Source organism: Massilia sp. 05N420 (genome assembly GCF_056397205.1).
The window spans coordinates 131147-146323 of record NZ_JBFTMX010000015.1; the positions used below are offsets into that span (position 1 = coordinate 131147).

Below are 15177 nucleotides of genomic sequence, written 5' to 3' on the forward strand. Positions count from 1 at the left end.
TCCCGCCAATTTTTCCCACCGTTCGTCGGCCGCCGGAGCACGCCTGGCCCCTGAAAATTGCAGCCTGTCGCATGCCGATGGAGGCGTCCGAACGATACAGATACATTGGAACCATGCCGACACGGACATAGCGCTTCAAAGCCCGAATCTACAACCGAACACCGCGAGGACCATCATGAAAAAGACCGCCGCTTTCGTCATCCTGTTTCTGTTTGCCCTGCTCCTGTGGAATGTGTTCGTCTCCAGCGGCGACATGGTCTTCAACGTCGACGGCGACGAGATCGACGGTCCGCTGGGCGCCCTGCTGGCGATGCTGTTCGCGGGCGGCGGCACGCTGCTGGCCGGCCTGATCATGCTGGTGGTGGGCGCGGTGCTGGCGGTGGTGTTCGCCGGCGTCGGCATCCTGCTGATCGGCGGCCTCGGCATCGGTGCCCTGGTGCTGGCGCTGGCGATCTCGCCGCTGCTGCTGCCCCTGCTGCTGCCGCTGGCCCTGGTCTGGTACCTGGTCAAGCGCTCCAACAAGAACCGCACGATCCGCGAACAGACGGTATAAGCAGTTAGTGCTTAGGGTGGGCTCGTTGACGATCGCGCCTCAGGCGCCGCGGCGGGCCTGGGCATACTGCGCGTAGCCACGCGCGCGCAGCTCGCAAGCCGGGCACTTGCCGCAGCCGTGGCCCCAGTCGTGCGCGGCGCCGCGCTCTCCCAGGTAGCAGGTGTGGGTGTCGAAGCGGATCAGGTCGACCAGCGCCTCGCCGCCGCACTGCTCGGCCAGTTCCCAGGTCTGCTTCTTGTCGATCCACATCAGCGGGGTCTCGACCTTCAGGCGCGTGGCCATGCCCAGGTTGAGGGCCACCTGCAGCGCCTTCATGGTGTCGTCGCGGCAGTCCGGGTAGCCGGAGAAATCGGTCTCGCACATGCCGCCCACCAGCACGGTGAGGCCGCGGCGATAGGCGACCGTCGCCGCCACTGTCATGAACAGCAGGTTGCGGCCCGGCACGAAGGTGTTCGGCAAGCCGTTTTCCTGCATCTGGATCGCGACGTTGCTGGTCAGCGCCGTATCCGAAATCTTCGAGATCAGCGACAGGTCGATCATGTGGTCCTCGCCCAGGCGGCGGTCCCATTCCGGCGACAGCGCGCGCATCTTGGCCAGCACAGTCGGCCGCACCGCCAGCTCGATCGCGTGGCGCTGGCCGTAATCGAAACCGATGGTCTCGACCCGTTCATAGCGTTTCAGGGCCCAGGCCAGGCAGGTGGTGGAATCTTGTCCGCCGCTGAACAGGACGAGCGCGGTGTCAGCTTGATGCATATTGATGTTCCTGAAGTAAAGCGTCCGCCGCCGGTTTTGACAATCCGTTAAGATGTGGCCGGCAGACTGGAGAATGGAGAGACATGGTAACCGCACGACCCGACACGATGGAGACACTTGCGCCGGCGCGATCTCGGATTTTGGCACAAATCGTGCTGGTCGTGAACGCGCTGTGTGCCTCCGTGGGCGCTGCAGGCCAGGTTGCAACCCAGGCCCAGGACCCCGTCCCGGCCCCGACCACCGGCAAGGAACAGACCCAGAAGGAACTGCAGGAACAGGAGCGCCAGCCGGCCACGCCGCTGCCGGTCGAGGCGCCCGAACAGCGCTCGGTCCGCTACGAAGTGAAGATCGACGCCCCGCGCAACCTGCGCGAGCTCCTGGAAAGCAACCTCGACCTGATGCGCTGGCGCGGCAACCCGCGGGTCGACCTCGAACAGCTGCAGCGCCTGGTGCGCAACGCCCCCGAGGAAGCGAAAACCCTGGTCGCCACCGAGGGCTATTACACGCCCACGATCTCGAGCGGGCTGGATACCTCGGGCGGCACGCCGGTCGCGCGCGTGATCGTCGATCCGGGCCAGGCGGTGGCGGTGAGCGACGTCGACATCGAGCTGCGCGGCTTCGTGCCTTTCGATAAAACCGAAGCGCCGGTCGACGCTGCCTCCCTGCGCAACCGCTGGACCCTGCCGGTCGGCTCGCGCTTTCGCACCGCCGACTGGGAAGCGGCCAAGCGCGGCATGGTGCGCCAGATCACGCAGTCGCGCTTCCCGCGCGCCCAGCTGATCGACTCCAGCGCCACCGTCGATCCGGACAGCCACAAGGCCCGCCTCAAGGTCGTCATCGACAGCGGACCGGACGTGCATTTCGGCGCCCTCAGGATCGAGGGCCTGAGCCGCTATTCGCCCTCCATCATCAACAACCTGAACCAGATCCATCCGGGCGACGAATACAACGAAGCCGCGCTGCAGGCCCTGCAGGGCCGCCTGCAGGACACGGGCTACTTCAGCAGCGTCGAGGTGAGCCTCGACATGTCCTCTGCCCTGCAGGAACAGGTCAGCGAACTGAATCAGGGACAGGGCGCGAAACCCGAAGCCCCGTCCGCCGCGGTCACGATGCCGGTGCTGGTGCGGGTGTCCGAGAACAAGCGCAAGAACGTGTCGCTCGGCCTCGGCTTCTCGACCAATACCGGGGCCCGGGCCCAGGCCAACTACGACGACCTGAACGTGTTCGGCAAGCGCATGAAGAGCAATGTGCTGTACGAGCAGCTGCACCAGCAGGTGCGCACCGATTTCTTCTGGCCGACCACCTCGAACGGCTACAGCAACAGCGTCGGCGCCGGCTACGACCGCGAGGACGTGCGCGACCAGATCACCCGCACCACCAGCATCCACGCCACCCGCGCCTGGGGCTCGCCGACCCTGGAACGCAGCCTGCGGCTGGAAGCGCTGACCGAGCAGGTCACCATCGACCACCTGCCCACCACGCGCGCGAAAGCCCTGCCGCTGACCTTCTCGATCACCAAGCGCCACCTCGACAGCCTGGTGCTGCCGAACAGCGGCTACATCGTCAACCTGCAGCTGGGCGCGGCGCCGCTGCCGATCCTGACCGACCAGCCCTTCGTGCGCAGCTATGTGCGGGCGATCGGCTACAAGCCGGTCGGCACCTCGGGCACCCTGATCGTGCGCGGCGAGTTCGGCGCGGTCCTCTCCAGGGACAAGGACGGCGTGCCGTCGACCTTCCTGTTCCGCGCCGGCGGCGACCAGTCGGTGCGCGGCTACGGCTACCAGCAGCTGGGCATCCCGGTTGGCAGCGCCATCACGGGCGGCCGCTACCTGTTCACCGCCAGCACCGAATACGACTGGTGGTTCAAGCCGCCCTGGGGCGCGGCCGTGTTCTACGACGTCGGCAATGCCGCCGACAACTTCGCCGACCTGAAGCCGAAGGTCGGCTACGGCGTGGGCGCGCGCTGGCGCAGCCCGGTCGGCCCGATCGCCGTCGACGTCGCCTACGGCAAGGCGGTGCACAAGGTCCGCCTGCACTTCTCACTGGGATTCACCTTCTGATGAGCGACGAAGCACAACAACCCGGCACGCCGGAAGAACACAAGCCGCGCCGCTGGCCGCGCCGGGTCGCGATCGGCGTGGCCGTCACCGCCGTCGTCATCGGCGGCGCGGTCTGGTACGGCGGCCGCGAGACCACGCTGCAGATGATCGCCCAGCGCGTCGCCGGCGCCAGCGGCGGCAAGCTGCTGCTTTCCGGCGTCAGCGGTTCCCTGTACGGCCACATGCACGTCGGCCAGCTGGTGTTCCGCACCGAGACCTCGCTGATGACGATGAACGACATCGACATCGACTGGAAGCCCTGGCAATACCTGTCGCACGGCGTCGAGATCGACAAGCTGTACGCGAAGTCGCTGCGCATGGAAACGCTCAAGCAAAGCACCGAGCCGAGCACGATGCCGACCCGCCTGGCACCGCCCTTCAAGATCGCGGTGGAAGATGCGCGCCTGGCCACGGCGGTGTTCGTGAACAAGGGCGCGGAGACCCGGATCGACGACATCCGCGCCAGCCTGCACGGCGACAAGCAGCAGTGGAAGCTCGACTACGCGAAGGCGAACACGCCCTGGGGCCTGGCCGCCGCCAGCGGCACCATCGCCAACACCCTGCCCTACAAGCTGAATGCGGACGCCAGCCTGAGCCAGGCTCCCGCTTCCCAGTCCACCTCGCAAGCCCAGCCCGGCGCCATCCTGCCGCAGCTGAAGCTGCATGCCGGCGGCGACCTGCAAAAGACCGTCCTCGACGCCAGCGGCCAGGCCGCGCGCGCCCAGGGCACGGCCAAACTGGTCCTGTCGCCCTTCGCCGAGATCCCGCTGCAGGCCTTCACGCTGAATGCGAAGAACATCGATCCGGGCTTCTTCAACCCCTCGCTGCCGACCGCCGACCTGAACCTGGCGGTGGACGCGCGCCTGGACCCGGACCGCAACATCAGCGGTTCCGTGAACCTGACCAACGACGGACCGCAAGGCACCATCGACCAGCAGCGCCTGCCGCTGCGGGCGATGCGCGGCCAGCTGGGCGGCAACCTCTCGTCGATGAAGATCGGCGACGTGCTGCTCGACCTGGGCGGCGCCGGCAGCTTCACCGGCAGCGGCAGCGTCGAACGCGGTCCGGACGAGAAGGGCATCGGCACCGCGCAGTTCGCGCTGCACACCGACCGCATCGACCTCAGGCAGATCCACGGCAGCATGAAGAAGACCGCCATCGCCGGCGACCTGAAGGTGGCGAACAGCCAGGACACGCAGACCCTGGACGTCAACCTGGTCGACGCCGGCTTGCGCCTGGTGGCCGAAGCCGCCCTTGCCAACAATGTGCTGACCGTGCGCGACGCCCGYCTGGCCGCCGGCACCGGCAGCGTGCGCGTGACCGGCAGCGCCAGCCTGACGGACAAGAAGCCGTTCAAGGCGAACGTCGTCGCCAGCCGGCTCGACCCGGCGGCCTTCGGCGACTTCCCGAAGGCCGACATCAATGCCGAGATCAACGCCTCGGGCGCGCTGGCCCCGCAATGGCAGGTCGCGGCCGACTTCGCGCTGCGCCCGAGCCGCCTGTTCGACCAGCCGCTGTCCGGCAAGGGCAAGCTGGATGCCGACGGCGGCGCGCCGGGAGGCGTCCACGTGCACGACGTGAATGCCAACCTGGCGCTGGGCCAGAACACGGTCGACCTGCGCGGCGCCTTCGGCAAGCCGGGCGAGAAGCTGGCCTGGCGCGTGGACGGCCGCCAGCTGGCGGCCATCCGCAAGGACCTGTACGGCGCGCTGGTGGCGAACGGCGTCGTCAGCGGCACCCTGGATGCGCCGCGCACCAGCTTCGAGGTCGATGCCCGCAACCTGGGCTGGGTGGCGCAGCAGCGCAAGCTCGACAACGGCGCCCTGCACGCCAGCGGCGAAGCCTGGCTGTCCGGCGCCAAGGATGCGAAGGTGGTCGAAGTGAAGGCCAGCGGCTCGATGCAGAAGCTGAACCCGGCCGCCTTCGGCTCGCCCTTCGCCGGCAGCATCAACGGCAATTTCGACGCCAGCGGCCGCACCGGCGCGAACATGGGCGGCTCGGTCAACCTCGTCCTGCAGCAATCGACCTTGTCGAATTCGCCGCTGTGGGGCTATGCGAAGCTCACGGCCGACAAACGCCGCGTCTCGAACGCCGACGTCGACCTGCACCTGGGCGCCAACGTGGTGGCCGCGCGCGGAGCTTTCGGCAGCGGCCGCGACACCCTGCAATGGCGCATCGATGCGCCCCAGCTGGCCGCCCTCGGCCCCGACTTCGGCGGCGTGCTGCGCGGCTCGGGCAGCCTGTCCGGCACCATGGACACGCCTTCGCTGACCGCCTCGCTGGACGGCCAGAACCTGCGCATGAAGGCCCAGAACCTGACGTCGCTGCATGYCACCGCGAACCTCGGTTCCGGTCGCGGCGCGGCCGACCCGCTGGCGCTCGACGTGCAGATCGCCGGTTACGCCGGCGGCGCGCCGGGCAGCGAAACGCGCATCGCCACGGCCCGCCTGCAATCGACCGGCACCCGCGGCGCCCACACGATTTCGGCGGCGGCGCGCGGCGATGCCTTCGACGCCAACCTCGCCATCAGCGGCGGCTATACCACGAATGGGCAACTGAGCGCCTGGACCGGCACCCTGAACACGCTGCAGAACCGCGGCCGCTACGCCCTCGCGCTGGCGGCGCCGGCCTCGCTGCGCATCGCCGGCGCGCCGGGTTCGGGCGTCAAGGGACTCGCCAGCCCCGAGCAGATCAGCTTCAACAATGCCACGATTCGCCTGCCGGCCGGTTCGGTCACGATCCAGTCGCTGGTCAAGAACGGCCCGCGCTGGACCAGCCGCGGCAGCGCCACCGGGGTCCCGGTCGGCTACCTGGCCCAGGCGTCCGACGCGATCCGCGAGAACCTGCGCGGCGACATGACGCTCGGCGCCGACTGGGCGCTCGACATGCGCGCGCCCGCCGGCAGCGGCGCCCCGCCGGCGCTGGACGGCAGCCTGCACGTGTTCCGCGAGAAGGGCGACCTGATCGCCGGCGACGTCGCCCCGGTGGTGCTTGGCCTGCGCCAGCTCGACCTGCGCGCCGACGTCAACGGCGGCGCCCTGCGCGCCCAGCTGGCGGTCGACGGCAGCCGGATCGGCACCGCCAAGGTCGACGCCACCGCGCAGATGATCCACGGCCGTCTCGACAACGACAGCCCGCTGCGCCTGACCGCCAGCGCCAACCTGGGCTCGCTGGCCTGGGTCTCGCCGCTGATCGGCCAGCCGGGCCTGGAAGTGGACGGCGCCCTGAACCTGGCCGTCACCGGCACCGGCACGGTCGGCGCGCCGACCCTGAACGGCACCGTGAACGGCGACCGCCTCGCGGTGCGCTGGCCGGACCAGGGCGTCCGCCTGCGCAATGGCCAGCTGCGCGCGGTGCTGGCCGGCGACAGCCTGCAGCTGCAGCGCTTCGCCTTCGAAGGCAACAGCGGCCGCGCCACCATCGACGGCAACGTGCGCTTTGCCGGCAGCGAAACCGCCATGAACCTCAAGCTGGTGGCCGACAAGCTCGAAGCGCTGTCGCGCCCGGACCGCACCGTGATCGTCAGCGGCCAGGCCAGCGTGGTGCGCGACGCGCGACGCTTCGCGGTCGAGGGCAGCTTCAAGGCCGACCGCGCGCTGGTGGAGTTCGCGCCGCAGGACCGCCCGACCCTGTCCGACGACGTGATCGTGCTCGGCCGCGCCAATGCCAAGGAAGGACCGGCGAAGAAGGCGGCGGCGGTGCCGCTGACGATCGACCTGACGGCCGACCTGGGCGACGACTTCCACCTGCGCGGCATGGGCGCCGACGCCTACCTGGCCGGCAGCGTCCACGTGCGCAAGGTCGGCGACGGCGCACCGCGCATCAACGGCACCGTGCGCACCGTGAGCGGCACCTATGCCGCCTACGGCCAGCGCCTGTCGATCGAGCGCGGCGTCGCCACCTTCAGCGGTCCCTACGACAACCCGTCGATCGACGTGCTGGCCGTGCGCAAGCGTCCGGATGGCGAGCAGCTCAGCGAGACCAATGTCGAAGCCGGCGTGCAGGTGCGCGGCACGGCGCTGTCACCGACGGCCAAGCTGGTGTCGACGCCGAACGTGTCCGACAGCGACAAGCTGTCCTGGCTGGTGCTGGGCCACGGCATGGAGGGCACGACCGGCAACGAAGCCGATGTGCTGAGCGCGGCGGCCGGCGCCCTGCTGGGCGGCAAAGGCGGCACCGGCGGCATCCAGAGCAAGCTGGCGAACGCGCTGGGCGTCGACGAATTCGGCGTGCGCCAGGGCGCGGGCCAGGATACCGGCCTGGCGAACACCGTGGTCACGGTCGGCAAGCGCATCTCTTCCCGCCTCTACCTGAGCTTCGAACAGGGCGCCGCCACCGCCACCAGCGTGGTGCGCCTGCGCTACAAGCTCACCCCGCGCATCACGCTGGCGCTGCAGACCGGCACCAACACGGCGCTGGACGTGCTCTACTCCTGGGCGTTCGACTAACGACAAGCCGGGGTCAGGGCCGCAGCAGCAACGCGCCCGTGGTCCTGCCCTCTTCCAGCATCCGGTGCGCGTCGGCCGCCTGCGCCAGCGGCAGTTCGGCGCCGATGCGTACTTGCAGGCCGTCGGCCAGGCGCGCCAGGGTCGCGTCGGCGCCTTCGCGGTACAGCGCCGGATCGCGCATCAGGCGCATCACGCCGGGTCGCGAGAACGCGATGGCGCGCGGGTTGCCGATCTGCATCAAATCGACCGGTCCGGGCATGCCGCCGGCCTGGCCGATGCTGGCCGCCATGCCGTAGGGCCGCACCGCATCGAAGCTGCGCAACAGGGTCGGGCCGCCGATGCCGTCGATCGCGAAGTCGACGCCGCGCCCGCCGGTGAACTCGCGCGCGGCGGCGACGAAATCCTCTTCCCGGTACAGCACCGCGCAGTCGAGACCATGGGCCAGCGCCAGCTCGGCCTTGGCGCGGCTGCCCACGGTACCGATCACGCGCGCACCGAGCGCCTTCGCCCATTGCACCAGCACCAGGCCGAGGCCGCCGGCGGCCGCATGCACCAGCACCGTGTCGCCGGCCTGCAGCGGACGCACGTGATGGAACAGCATATGCGCCGTGATCCCCCGCAGCAGTGCGCCGGCCACCGCCTCGGTCGGCACCGCGTCCGGCAGTACCACCGCGTAGTCGGCGGGCAGGTTGCGCACTGCCGCGTAGGCACCCGGCTGGCCGGCGTAGGCGATGCGCTGGCCGGGATGCAGCCCGCTTACGCCCGTGCCCACTGCCTCGACGATGCCCACGCCCTCGACCCCGATGGTGGCCGGCAGCGCCGGCAGCGGATAGACACCGTTGCGGTGGTAGACGTCCAGGAAATTCACCCCGACCGCCAGATGGCGGATCCGGATCTCTCCCGCGGCGGGCGGCGCCAGCGCCAGCTGTTCCACCCGCAGCTCCTCGGGTCCGCCCTGGCGGCGGATGACGACATGTTCGATCAAGGTTTCCATTCCATGCTCCTGTTGAAAAGACGAGCACATGGTAGATTGATTGAAATTCGACCGAAATCCCAAAAAATCGTCACTTATTGTGCAAAAATTCACCGATGACCTCGAGATGACAAAGCCCAGCCCGCTCGACTGGGACGACATCCGCTACTTCGTCGAACTGGCGCGCCAGGGCGGCCTGAGCGCGGCGGCGCGGGCGCTGGCGGTCGAGCATTCGACGGTGTCGCGCCGCATCGGCATGCTCGAAGCCCGGATCGGCCTGCGCCTGTTCGACCGCCTGCCGAAGCGCTGGATCCTGACCGCGGAGGGCGAGCACCTGCTGGCGTATGCGCGCCGCGTCGAGGACGAGGCGCTGTCCTTCGCACGCGCCGGAACCGGCGCCGGCACCCTGCGCGGCGTCGTCAAGGTGTCGGCGCCGCCGGCGCTCGCCAGTACCCTGCTGGTGCCGCGGCTGGCGGCCCTGCGGTCGCGCTGGCCGGCGATCGCGATCGAGATCGTCGCCGAGGTGCGCCAGGCCAACCTGTACCGGCGCGAAGCCGACCTCGCATTGCGCCTGTCGCGTCCCGAGGAACCGGGCCTGGCCGGACGCCCGCTGGCGCAGATGGGATACGGCCTCTATGCCACCCCCGACTGGTTCGCGCGCCCGCAAGCGGAATGGGAATTCGTCGGCTACGGCGAGGCGATGAAGACCTCGCCGCAGCAGAAATGGCTGGACAGATTCGGCGCCGGCCGCCCGTACGCCTTCTGGTCGAACAATGCCCAATCCATGCTGGCGGCCTGCCGCGCCGGCCTGGGCGTGGGCCTGCTGCCGCACTTCCTCGGCCGCAGCGACAGCCTGCTGGCGGTGCATCCGGACCACGCCCAGGTGCTGAGCCGGCCGATCTGGCTGGTGGTGCATCCCGACGTGCGCCGCTCGCCGCGCGTGACCCTGGTGGCGGAACTGCTGGCCGAACTGCTGGCGCAGGCCGGGCCGGTCCTGGCGTGATCCCGATGTGCGTTACTCGCACCGTTACTCGCACGCGACCGGCCCCGAGTGCATTTGCTAGAATGGATCGACATGCTCAGCGCATAAAACACGGGGTTTACAAGGCCAGTGCTCATGCAAGGAACAACCCGCTACGTCAACTACGCAACGGCGGCCAGCATCATGATCCTGGCCGCCGCGATCGCGACGCTCATCGGCAGCATCGGCCGCACGGTGGAGTCGCGGCGCTGGGTGGTGCACACCCAGGACGTGCTGGTGCGCCTGCAGGAGACCATCAGCCTGGTCAACGAAGTGGATGCCCTGCAGAAATCGCTCCTGCTCGACCACGACCCGCAGGACCGCGCCGAGCTGGAGGCCGGGCTTGCCGCCATCCCGCGCGAGTGGCAGACCCTGCAGCGGCTGACCCGCGACAATCCGGTCCAGCAACAGGCGCTGCTGCGCTACCGCACCCTGCTCGACGGCTTTACGCAGGCGCTGGCCGAGGGGCTGCGGCATCCCGAGCGGCATACCCAATCCGGCATGCGCACCCTGCGCAGGGCCATCGCGGCCCAGGAAGCGGCCCTGCGCGGCGAGGAGGAAAGGCTGCTGGGCCTGCGCGCCGCCGTGGTCGACCGCGATCTGACCCGCACCATCGTGGCGACCGGCGCGGTGGCCTTCCTCTCGATCGCACTGCTGTTCTTCGTGCGCGCCATGGCCCGCCGCGAAGCCCTGATGATGCAGACCGGGCAGGCGCGCCTGGCGGCCACGCTGCGCAGCATCGGCGACGCCGTGATCGCCACCGACCTGCGCGGCCGGGTCCAGTTCATGAATCCGGTGGCGGAAGACCTGGCCGGCATGAACGCCGCCCAGGCCGCCGGCCGGCCGCTCGAGGAGGTGTTGCGCATCCTGCCGGCCGCCCCCGGGACGCTCGACCTGCCCGCGCTGCTGCGCGACATCGTCGCCGGCGCCACGGCGCCCGCGCGCATCGCGCTGTCGGGCAGCACGCCCCTGCATCCGCAAGCCACGCGCGACTGGATCCTCAGTTGCCATCCGATGCTGGTGCACGGCAAGCCGGCCGGGACCGTGATCGGCATCCACGAGGTGACCGAGCTGAAACAGGCCCAGCGCGACCTGGCCGACGCCAACCTGCTGCTCGAACGCCGCATCCAGGAACGCACCGAAAGGCTGGCTGAAGCGAACATGGAACTGCGCGCCTTTGCCCATACGGTCGCACACGACCTGCGCGCGCCGCTGCGCAACGTCGAAGGCTATGCCGACGCCCTGCGCGAGGACGAATCGCCGCGCCTGAGCGAACAGGGGCGCCACTTCCTGGCCCGGCTCCGCGAGGCCGCGCGCCGCATGGACCGCCTGATCACCGAACTGCTGGCCTACAGCCAGCTGTCGCGGGCCGAGCTCAAGCTGCGGACGGTCGACCTCGAACGGGTAGCCTGGCTGGCCCTGTCCGACATCGAAACCCAGGTCTCGCGCAGCGGTGCCCAGGTCGAGATCGCCTCTCCCCTGCCCGCCGCGCTCGGCAACGAAGCCATCCTGGTGCAGGTATTCGAGAACCTGATCGGCAATGCGATCAAGTTCGTCGCGCCCGGCGTCGCGCCTTCGATCCGGATCCACGGATGCGAAGACGGCGATCACGCGCTGGTCTGGATTGCCGACAACGGCATCGGCATCCCGCCCGAGCAGCGCGAGCGCATCTTCGGCGTGTTCGAGCGCCTGCATGGCGAGGAAGCCTATCCGGGCACCGGCATCGGCCTGGCGATCGTCCGCAAGGCCATGGAGCGCCTGGGCGGCAGCGTACGAGTCGAAGCGGCAGCCGCCGGCACGGTGTTGCGGCTATGCCTGCCCATGCGATGTGGCGCCGAACCTCCTCTATAATTTAACGATTCCGCTTACGATCGGTTCACAATGTCCCTGCGCCTCCTGATCCTCGACGACAATCCCGACGACCGCCTGCTGGCCAGGCGGGAAATCGAACGTCACTTCCCCGGCTGCGAAGTCACCGAGGTGGGCGAGCGCACGGGCCTGGAGCGCGCCCAGGAAGCCGGCTTCCCCTTCGACGTGGTGATCACCGACTTCCAGATGCGCTGGACCACCGGCCTGGACGTGCTCAAGCGGGTCAAGGCCCACGATCCCCAGCTGCCGGTGGTCATGTTCACGGCCACCGGCACCCAGGAGATCGCGGTCGACGCCATGAAGCACGGGCTGGACGATTACGTGATCAAGAGCCCGCGCCACTACGCACGCCTGCCGGTGGCGGTGCGCACCTGCCTCGACCGCTCCGAAATCCGCTCGCGCGCGATCCGCAGCGAGACCCGGCTGGCCTCGCTGCTCGAAAACATCGAGCTGGGCGTGTTCCGCATGTCGCTCGAGGGCGAGCTCGAGGAAGGCAACAAGGCCTTCTGGACCATGCTCGGACTGGCGCCGGGCGAATACTCGAAGGCGCCGGGCCATCCCCTGGTCGCGGAAGTGAAGCAGCGGCTGCCGGAACTCGGGGCCACGCTCGACACCGCGGAGCTGCAGGTCCTGAGCGGCGAGCTCGGCGCCGGCGGCCGCGCCCACACCGTCAAGCTCGTGCGCGTGCGGGTGAACGGGCACGACGCCATCGACGGCATCGTCAACGACGTCACCTCGCTGCGCCGCGCCGACCTCGAGATCCACCGCCTGAACGCCGACCTCGAACAACGCATCGCCGAACGCACCCGCCAGCTGCAGGAAGCCAACGAAGCCCTCGAGACCTTCGGCTTCTCGGTCTCGCACGACATGCGCGAGCCGCTGCGCACCATCCAGGGCTATGCCAACGCGCTCAAGCAGGACTTCGACGAAGGCCGCATGGAGCAGTCGGCGGTCTACGTCAACCGCATCGAAGCGATTGCGCGCCGGGTCGACACGATGGTGTCGGACCTGCTGGAGTTCGCCCGCCTGTCGCGCACCGAGATCCCGATCGAGACGGTCGGCGTGGCCGCGGCCATCCGGGATATGCGCACCATGCTGCAGGCCGAGACCAGCCAGGCCGGCGCCGAACTGTGCGTCGACGTGCCCGCCGACCTGCATGTCAGGGCGCACCGCCAGACGTTCGTGCAGACCCTCGTCAACCTGGTATCGAACGCCGTCAAGTTCGTCGCGCCGGGCGTGGCGCCGATGGTCCGCATCGGCGCCCGGCAGGCCGGCGGCATGGTGCGCATCACCGTCGAGGACAACGGCATCGGCATCCCCGAACAGGCCCAGGCCAGGATCTTCAACGTATTCGAGCGCCTGCACAGCGAGGAAGAATTCCCCGGCACCGGCATCGGCCTGGCGATCGTCAAGAAAGGCGTCGAGCGCATGGGCGGCAGCGTCGGCGTCGGCTCGGCGCCCGGCGAAGGCGCGAGCTTCCGCGTCGAGCTGCCGGCCGCGCAGGACAGCGTATGACGTTCACCGCCCTGCTGATCGACGACAGTCCCGACGACCGCGCGCTGGTCGCCCGCGAACTGCGCCGCCATTTCGGCGACATCGGCATCCTGCAGGCCGGCACGCCCGAGACCCTGGCGGCGGCGCTCGACCAGGGCGGCTTCGAGGTCACGATCACCGATTACCAGCTGCGCTTCAGCGACGGCATCACCGTGCTGCGCGAACTGAAGCGCCGCTTCCCGGAGCGGCCGGTGATCATGTTCACCGCCAGCGGCACCGAGGAAGTCGCGGTCGCCGCCATGAAGGAAGGCCTGGACGACTACATCACCAAGACCGCCAAGCACTATCCGCGCATCGGCTATGCGGTGCGCTCCTGCCTCGAACGCGTGCGCCAGCGCGACCAGGTCGAGCAGGCGCTGGCGCGCGAGTCGATCGCCAAGGCCAGGCTGGAGATCGCCCTGCAGTCGGCAGGCATGGGCACCTGGCAGCTCGACCTCGGCACGCGCGAGCTGTCGTATTCGGAGGCCATCGGCCCGATGTACGGACGGGCGCCGGGCTTCGTCCATACCGACGCCGAGCCATGGCTGGACGACATCCACCCGGACGACCGCACGGCGGTGCTGGCGCAATGGAACGCCGCGCTGGCGGGCAGGCACGACTACCAGGCCCAGTTCCGCGCCTGCGGCGCCGACGGGATCGTGCGCTGGATCGAATCGAGCGGCAAGGTGATGCGCAATGCGGCCGGCATACCGACCATGATCATCGGCACCGCCCGCGACGTTACCACCGACGTGAACGTCAGGCAGAACCTGGAGCGCCAGCGCAAGCAGCTCGAAAAGGCGGACCGCCAGAAGAACAACTTCCTGTCCATCCTCGCCCACGAGCTGAGGAACCCGCTGGCCGCCGCCGGCTACTCGGTCGCCCTGCTGCGCCAGGCCGCCGCCAACCCGGCCTCCGTGGGCCGCGCGACCGAGGTCATCGACCGCCAGGTCAGCCACATGGCCAGGCTGCTGGACGAGCTGCTGGACCTGAGCCGGATCACGCACGACCGCCTGCAGCTCGAGATCCAGCGGATCGACCTGCGCCGGGTGGCCGAGATGGGCTGCGACAGCGTGCGCGCGGCGCTCAAGGACAAGGGGCACAGGCTCGGCATGTCCCTGCCGCCGGAGGCGGTGATGGTCGAGGGCGACGAAGTGCGCCTGACCCAGGTGCTGAGCAACCTGCTGAACAATGCCGCCAAGTTCACGGCGGCCGGCGGCGAGATCGACGTCCGCGTGACGCGCGAAGACGGCCGGGCGCTCGTCGAGGTGGCCGACAACGGCATCGGCATCGAGGCGCAGCGGCTGGAAGAGGTGTTCGAGATGTTTTCCCAGGCCCAGACCAAGGCCCATGGCGGCACGCCGGGACTCGGCATCGGCCTGGCGGTGGTCAAGTCCCTGGTCGAGCTGCATGGCGGCAGCGTGGCCGCCTTCAGCCCCGGCCTGGGCCTCGGCACGCGGGTGCGCGTGACGTTGCCGCTGGCCGCGGAGCAGGCCGGCGAACGGGCGGCCGCCGCCACGGACGCCGGCCCCGCAAGCGCCGAAACGCGGGTCCCGCTCGAGGTGGTCCTGGCCGACGACAACCGCGATGCCGCCGACCTGCTGGCCGAATTCCTCGCGCTGCAGGGCTACACGGTGCACACGGCTTACGACGGCAAGGCCGCCATCGAACTGGCCTCGCGCATCCGGCCGCGGCTGCTGGTGCTCGACATCGGCATGCCCGGCGCGACCGGCTACGAGATCGCCGAGTGGACCAGGCAGCAGCCCTGGGGCACGGAGGCCACCCTGGTCGCCGTGACCGGCTGGGGCCAGGAAGTCGACGGCGACCGCGCGCTGCGCAGCGGCTTCGATGTCCGGCTCGTGAAGCCGGTCGACATGGCGCGGCTGCTGCAGGCCATCGCCGGCAAGCCTGCTCCAGGCGCTGCCTAG

At 69.5% G+C, this 15177-nt stretch carries 9 protein-coding genes; 7 read left to right on the plus strand and 2 right to left on the minus strand.

Features of this window, described 5'->3' with window-relative positions; translation table 11 throughout:
• Positions 1-175: 175 nt before the first annotated feature.
• Entirely contained in the window at positions 176-553 is a 378-nt protein-coding gene (locus AC1DIX_RS11835; RefSeq protein ID WP_441935014.1) for a hypothetical protein, read from the plus strand.
• A 39-nt stretch (positions 554-592) separates the two neighbouring features.
• On the opposite strand, the gene queC is transcribed toward AC1DIX_RS11835, so the two are convergent.
• Positions 593-1306: a 7-cyano-7-deazaguanine synthase QueC gene (queC, locus tag AC1DIX_RS11840; RefSeq protein ID WP_477324470.1), complete on the minus strand. Its 714-nt coding sequence runs from the start codon at positions 1304-1306 to the stop codon at positions 593-595.
• A 152-nt stretch (positions 1307-1458) separates the two neighbouring features.
• On the opposite strand from queC, the gene AC1DIX_RS11845 reads away from it, so the two are divergent.
• Positions 1459-3366 carry an autotransporter assembly complex protein TamA gene (locus AC1DIX_RS11845; protein WP_441935012.1) on the plus strand — a complete coding sequence of 636 codons (1908 nt, stop codon included), beginning with the start codon at positions 1459-1461 and terminating at the stop codon, positions 3364-3366.
• Positions 3366-7853, plus strand: a complete 4488-nt coding sequence (locus AC1DIX_RS11850; protein ID WP_477324472.1) for a translocation/assembly module TamB domain-containing protein — start codon at positions 3366-3368, stop codon at positions 7851-7853. The genes AC1DIX_RS11845 and AC1DIX_RS11850 overlap by 1 nt, the downstream gene beginning before the upstream one ends.
• 13 nt (positions 7854-7866) lie before the next feature.
• Here the strand turns inward: AC1DIX_RS11850 and AC1DIX_RS11855 are convergent, their stop codons facing one another.
• Positions 7867-8847: a quinone oxidoreductase family protein gene (locus AC1DIX_RS11855; RefSeq protein ID WP_477324474.1), complete on the minus strand. Its 981-nt coding sequence runs from the start codon at positions 8845-8847 to the stop codon at positions 7867-7869.
• A gap of 106 nt (positions 8848-8953) precedes the next feature.
• On the opposite strand from AC1DIX_RS11855, the gene AC1DIX_RS11860 reads away from it, so the two are divergent.
• The 4 genes from AC1DIX_RS11860 to AC1DIX_RS11875 all read left to right on the plus strand — a co-directional run bounded on the left by AC1DIX_RS11860 (position 8954) and on the right by AC1DIX_RS11875 (position 15177).
• On the plus strand, positions 8954-9829 hold the full coding sequence (locus tag AC1DIX_RS11860) for a LysR family transcriptional regulator (RefSeq protein ID WP_441935009.1): 876 nt from the start codon (positions 8954-8956) through the stop codon (positions 9827-9829).
• Between the two features lie 114 nt (positions 9830-9943).
• Positions 9944-11698, plus strand: coding sequence for a sensor histidine kinase (locus AC1DIX_RS11865; RefSeq protein ID WP_477324476.1), 1755 nt, complete (start codon positions 9944-9946; stop codon positions 11696-11698).
• 30 nt (positions 11699-11728) lie between these two features.
• Positions 11729-13231, plus strand: coding sequence for a sensor histidine kinase (locus tag AC1DIX_RS11870; RefSeq protein ID WP_477324478.1), 1503 nt, complete (start codon positions 11729-11731; stop codon positions 13229-13231).
• The gene (locus AC1DIX_RS11875) at positions 13228-15177 is read left to right on the plus strand and encodes a hybrid sensor histidine kinase/response regulator (RefSeq protein ID WP_477324480.1); all 1950 of its coding nucleotides are present in this window, start codon (positions 13228-13230) and stop codon (positions 15175-15177) included. The genes AC1DIX_RS11870 and AC1DIX_RS11875 overlap by 4 nt, the downstream gene beginning before the upstream one ends.

Bases quoted from the DNA above. Each gene is read 5' to 3' on its own strand.
- AC1DIX_RS11835 (WP_441935014.1), top strand. From the start codon at position 176: ATGAAAAAGACCGCCGCTTTCGTCATCCTGTTTCTGTTTGCCCTGCTC.
- queC (WP_477324470.1), bottom strand. From the start codon at position 1,306: ATGCATCAAGCTGACACCGCGCTCGTCCTGTTCAGCGGCGGACAAGAT.
- AC1DIX_RS11855 (WP_477324474.1), bottom strand. From the start codon at position 8,847: ATGGAAACCTTGATCGAACATGTCGTCATCCGCCGCCAGGGCGGACCC.
- AC1DIX_RS11860 (WP_441935009.1), top strand. From the start codon at position 8,954: ATGACAAAGCCCAGCCCGCTCGACTGGGACGACATCCGCTACTTCGTC.
- AC1DIX_RS11865 (WP_477324476.1), top strand. From the start codon at position 9,944: ATGCAAGGAACAACCCGCTACGTCAACTACGCAACGGCGGCCAGCATC.
- AC1DIX_RS11870 (WP_477324478.1), top strand. From the start codon at position 11,729: ATGTCCCTGCGCCTCCTGATCCTCGACGACAATCCCGACGACCGCCTG.
- AC1DIX_RS11875 (WP_477324480.1), top strand. From the start codon at position 13,228: ATGACGTTCACCGCCCTGCTGATCGACGACAGTCCCGACGACCGCGCG.